At 56.9% G+C, this 1,120-nt stretch carries 1 protein-coding gene; it reads right to left on the reverse strand.

Going from position 1 to position 1,120, the window contains the following annotated elements; genetic code table 11:
- Positions 1 to 166 precede the first annotated feature (166 nt).
- On the reverse strand, positions 167 to 751 hold the full coding sequence (locus VJ923_RS12145; RefSeq protein WP_326441849.1) for a TetR/AcrR family transcriptional regulator: 585 nt from the start codon (positions 749 to 751) through the stop codon (positions 167 to 169).
- Positions 752 to 1,120: the final 369 nt, after the last annotated feature.

Below are 1,120 nucleotides of genomic sequence, written 5' to 3' on the forward strand. Positions count from 1 at the left end.
ATGTGCTCCTATCTCATAGGCACTGTTCCGTCTCTTTTGAGACAAGAACGTTATACCATTTTTTGCAGGTGCACAAAACCCTTTTACCGAAGAAACTTTACAAATATCTTGAAATCCCTTTGTCACCTTGTCAATTAGGCTAAGGGGAAATCAAAGTGCAAGTGCATCAATCATCGATGGCTATAGCGGACTCGAGAAGCATGCGCACGATTTCGCGCACCTCGTAGCCCTCGGAAATGGCCTTCACTGCTCCCCCGTCGACGAGCGCCACCACCACCGACGGCGTGAGGCGAAGTCCGGCGCGCACGAGAATGCGGTTCACGGCCGCATCGAGCGCCTCGCGGCCCTTGCGATAGGCCTCGGTAACAACCGGAGCCTCGGCCGAGGCGATGAGCTGCGCGTAGTGGGCCGGCATGGAAACGGAATCGTCGGGCAGGCAGGCCTCGAGCAGCAGGTCCACCACGCGCTCGCGACATTCCGCCTCGTCCATGGCGTCGGCCGCCTGGGCGACTTTCTCGGCGCGGGCAATCCACAGCTCGATGTTGTAGCAGCCCGCTTCGTAAAGCAGGTCGGTAACGGAATCGAAGTAATAGCCCACTGAAGAGGAAGCCGCTCCCGCCCACTCAGCCACCTTGCGATAGGTGACCGCCTCGGGACCGCGCTCGCGCAACAAGGCAGCGGCGGCTAGCACAAGCGAGGTTCGCGTGATCTGAGCTTTGAGAGATTTGGGCTTGGCCAAGGGCTTGGTCATGGGAGCCTCGCTTCCTGATTGTTTACTTTGCGAGACTTTATCATGAATCGAACACTATTGAAACCCCTGATGAGAGTTATTTTTCCGAAATATTTGAACCTACATCGAAGGTTGTCCTCATTGTGCGAGCGCACAATGAAAAAGCAGCCGAGCGGCCCTCCCGTCCGCCCGGCTGCAATAGAAGATTCAGCTCATAAGACTAGTCGATATCGGTGAGCTTCTTCTTTGAGTTGTCGTGGGTCATCAGCATGGCGACAAACGCGATGACGGAGATGGCCACCATGTACCAGGCCGGGGCGATGGCGTTGCCCGTGGCCTCGATGAGCGCGATGGAAATGAACGACGCCGAACCGCCGAAGATGGCGTTGG

This window comes from Adlercreutzia shanghongiae, from assembly GCF_035830635.1.
Lineage (GTDB): Bacteria > Actinomycetota > Coriobacteriia > Coriobacteriales > Eggerthellaceae > Adlercreutzia > Adlercreutzia shanghongiae.

What these genes read in the sequence shown, in the direction of transcription:
- VJ923_RS12145 (WP_326441849.1), bottom strand. Translation starts at nt 751, where the DNA reads ATGACCAAGCCCTTGGCCAAGCCCAAATCTCTCAAAGCTCAGATCACG.